Below are 3,737 nucleotides of genomic sequence, written 5' to 3' on the forward strand. Positions count from 1 at the left end.
CGGCGAAGGCCCGGCACAAGCGTATGGTTCGGCCGAGAATGGAGACGAAGCCATGCTGCTGAACGCGGCGGATGAGATCGTCCTTGGCATATTCGAACGGCTCGACAGTTTCGCGATACTGGCGCGGCGAGGCCTGGTAGCGGTCGAGCGGCACGCCGCCACCCAAGGCATCGTGGGGACGCTGGGCGTTGTACAACTCGACGACTTAACACCCACGGGACTGGGATTGAACGCGAGCTTTGCTATCCGTGGCATCCGTGGGCCGGGCTGCAGGTCCATACCCATGAAGTGATCAAGAAGGGTGATATGACGGTTTTCCGCTGCAGCCTTTCCGGCCAAGCGTCGGACCGGTGGCTGGAGGTTCCGGCGTGGATGTTCGACCGATCGGCTGGCGTGAGCTGGCGCATCACGGCTGCCGCGCAGGTCGATCTTGCCGTGCTTGTCGCCTTGGCTGAGCTTCTCCGTGACACAGGCGTGCCGTCGCAATCTCAGAGGATCGGCGCAGCATCGGACTCTCACGACTCGAATCGGGGAGAGGTCCATGCCGCGCAAGCCCACGACTTACCAGTTCGATCTGTTCTCCAGGTTGAACGACACCGACACGATGATGGAGGCGCCGCGATGGCAGGCGCTGCCTGTCGAGACGCGTCGGTCAGTGACGAAGCTGATGGTGCGTCTGATCCTCGACCACGTCGGCGGCGATCGCGCCGGGCGACAGGAGGGCGCGGATCATGATGCATGAGAAGATCAGGCCGCACCATCTTGAGCGCAAGGCGATACTGTACGTGCGGCAGTCGTCGGCCCATCAGGTCCTGCACAACCGCGAGAGCAGCACGCTCCAATATGCGATGCGCGATCGCCTGACGGCGCTTGGGTGGTCTCGCGTCGAGACGGTCGATGATGATCTCGGCCGGTCCGCCGCCGGCGGCGTCGCACGCGCCGGTTTCGACCGAATGGTCGCGGAAGTCTGTCTCGGCAAGGTCGGCGCGGTCGCGGCGCGGGAAGTGTCGCGGTTTGCCCGCAACAGCCGCGACTGGCAGCAGCTCATCGAGATGTGCCGCGTCGTCGACACCGTGCTGGTCGACCAGGAGACGGTCTATGCGCCGCGCCAAGGCAACGACCGGCTGCTGCTGGGGTTAAAGGGAAGCCTCAACGAGTACGAACTCGATCTTTTGCGCCAGCGGTCGCTCTCGGCCCGCTACGAGAAGGCACGCCGTGGCGAACTCGTGGTCGCGGCGCCTGTCGGCTTCGTAAAGGTCGGGGATCGGCTCGAGAAGGATCCCGACCGCCGCGTGCAAGAGGCGATCATCCTTGTGTTCGACAAGGTCGCCGCGCTCGGCAGCGCCCGTCAGGCCTTGATGTGGTTCCTCGAGCATGGCCTGGATTTGCCCACCAGGCGCAACAACGGCGATGTCGTCTGGCGCAGACCCAGCTATGGCACGATCCACCGGATGATCGAGAACCCGATCTACGGCGGCGCCTATGCCTATGGTAGGACTCGTGCCGCGCCGGGATTTGGATCGACGGCTCCTCGGTCGGGCGTTCGTCGCCAGGCCCGGGAGGAATGGCTGGCTCTGATCCCGGGCAGCCATGAAGGTTACGTCAGTTGGGAACGAGCGGAGGCAATCCGCACAATGGTGAGCGACAACGTGCCAACGGGCCGGCATCACGGAGCACCGAAGCATGGCGATGCATTGCTCGCCGGGCTTGTCCGGTGCCGCCGCTGCGGCCGCAAGCTCACGGTGCGATACACCGGTATCAAGCACAACATCCCGCGCTATTCCTGCTGGCGGGGCCTGCTCGACAATGGCGAACCGCGCTGCATCGCCTTCGGCGGACTTCGCGTCGATGACGCTATTGAAGAGGCCCTTCTGCAGGTGGTCGAGCCCGGCGCGGTCGCGGCTGCCGCCGAGGCCGAAGCGCAGGCTGCCAATCGCCGCGACCAGGTTCGGGACGCTCTCGGTCGCGATCTGGAGGCTGCACGCTACGTCGCCGACCGGGCTTTCCGGCAATATGACGCGGCCGACCCCGAGAACCGGCTGGTCGCCGCGGAACTGGAGACGCGGTGGAACCGTGCCCTCGCACATGTCGGCGAGATCGAGGGCAAGATCGCCACACATGATACCGCCAGGGCGAAGCCGTCACCTGTGTTGACGATGGACCTTGGCGCGCTGGCCGCGAACCTCCACATCGTCTGGGCGGCACCGACGACAGATGCGCGGCTCAAGAAGCGCATCGCGCGTACCGTCATTCAGGAGGTGATCGCCGATATTGATGATGAAGCCTCCGAGATCGTCCTGCTGATCCACTGGATCGGCGGGGTTCACACCGAACTGCGCTTGCCGAAGCGGCGCCGCGGACAACGCAACAGCACCTCCGCCGACATCATCGCCGCCATGCGGCAACTGGTACTAATCGCCAGCGACGATCTGATTGCCGGCATTCTCAACCGCAACGGCCTGGTGACCGGGCATGGCAATCGCTGGACGCGCGAACGGGTCACGGCGCACCGGTCGCATCACAAGATTCCGGTCTTCCGACCGGCGCCGGAGGGCAACGAACCGTGGCTCAACCTGAACAAGGCCGCACGCCTTCTCGGCGTTGCACCGAAGACCCTCAGGCTCGCCGCCGAGACAGGCGAGATCGAAGGCGTTCATCCCCTGCCGGATGGTCCGTGGATCTTCAGCCGGTCAGAACTCGGAAAGCCGCATGCCCTGCAGATCGTTCATCGCGCGCGACAGAACCCCAAATACCCCGCAGGATCGCATCCCGATCAGCAAAGCCTATTCCCCTCAACAACATAGACAGATGGGTGTTATGAAACAGGATTGTAGACGTGGCGCCATCGGTCGAATGCATCCTGAGCCTCGGCGAGATTGGCGAAGGGCGGTCCCTGCAATGCCTCGGCCTTGAGCGAACGATGGAAGCGCTCGTCCTTGCCGAGCGTCTGCGGATGGCAAGGCCTGGAGTGGCTGACGGCGATGCCAATCTCGATCAGCCAGACGGTGAGCAAGGTGAAGTCGTTGCGACCGCCATCGCCCCAGGGCGGGCCATTGTCGGTGGCGATGCGCCACGGCAGGCCATAGCGACGGAAGGCGGCGATCAGCCGGGCTTTTACGGTCTCGGTGGTCTGGTCGGCGCAGGCCGACAGCGCGATCGAGAAGCGCGAATGGTCGTCGAGCACGGTAAGCGGATGCAGCCGGCCGGCGCGCAAGGCAACGTGGCCCTTGAAGTCCATCTGCCACAGGTGGTTGGGGGCGGCATGCTCGAAGCGAATGAAAGGCTGGGCTCGGCCGCCCAAAGCCCCCAGCTCGATACCGTTGCGGCGCAGGATGCCGGTGACCGTCGAGGCCGCCGGCGTGCCGATGCCTTCGCGGGCAAGCACCCGCGCGATCTTGCGCCCACCCCAGGCTGGATGCGCCACACGCACCGAAACGGCTGCTGCTTCCACCTCCGGCGCGCTGCGTGCCGGGCTCGACAGTGGTCGCCGAGACTGCTCCGCCAGACCGGCCGCACCTTCCATCCGATAGCGCAAAAGCAACTTGTGGCCACAGGTCCGGCCAATGCCGAAGCGCCGGTACAACGCGCTCACATTGGCGCCAGGCGCCAACGCCAATCTCACGAACTCTTCTTTCTGGCTCATCACGCTTCTGGCCTCGAATGGCATCCCGAACCCCCTCGCGCAAAACGCGCAAAACTGTTCGCGATGTCCTCGCACACCTGTTCGCGATGTCCCC

4 protein-coding genes are annotated in these 3,737 nt (G+C 64.8%); 3 read left to right on the forward strand and 1 reads right to left on the reverse strand.

Features of this window, described 5'->3' with window-relative positions; translation table 11 throughout:
• From RFN28_RS34215 to RFN28_RS34225, 3 genes are all read left to right on the forward strand, one after another.
• Positions 1-292: hypothetical protein (locus RFN28_RS34215; protein ID WP_320291534.1), on the forward strand; the 292-nt coding region annotated here is incomplete at its 5' end.
• A gap of 249 nt (positions 293-541) precedes the next feature.
• Complete coding sequence (locus tag RFN28_RS34220; RefSeq protein WP_038654504.1) at positions 542-742, forward strand: hypothetical protein; 201 nt, start codon at positions 542-544, stop codon at positions 740-742.
• Positions 732-2,804: a recombinase family protein gene (locus RFN28_RS34225; protein WP_320291535.1), complete on the forward strand. Its 2,073-nt coding sequence runs from the start codon at positions 732-734 to the stop codon at positions 2,802-2,804. The genes RFN28_RS34220 and RFN28_RS34225 overlap by 11 nt, the downstream gene beginning before the upstream one ends.
• Before the next feature lie 11 nt (positions 2,805-2,815).
• Here RFN28_RS34225 and RFN28_RS34230 read toward each other — a convergent pair whose 3' ends face one another.
• Positions 2,816-3,643 carry an IS481 family transposase gene (locus tag RFN28_RS34230; protein ID WP_320291537.1) on the reverse strand — a complete coding sequence of 276 codons (828 nt, stop codon included), beginning with the start codon at positions 3,641-3,643 and terminating at the stop codon, positions 2,816-2,818.
• Positions 3,644-3,737 lie beyond the last annotated feature (94 nt).

Origin of the sequence: Mesorhizobium album, from assembly GCF_033977205.1 — a bacterium.
Lineage (GTDB): Bacteria > Pseudomonadota > Alphaproteobacteria > Rhizobiales > Rhizobiaceae > Mesorhizobium > Mesorhizobium album.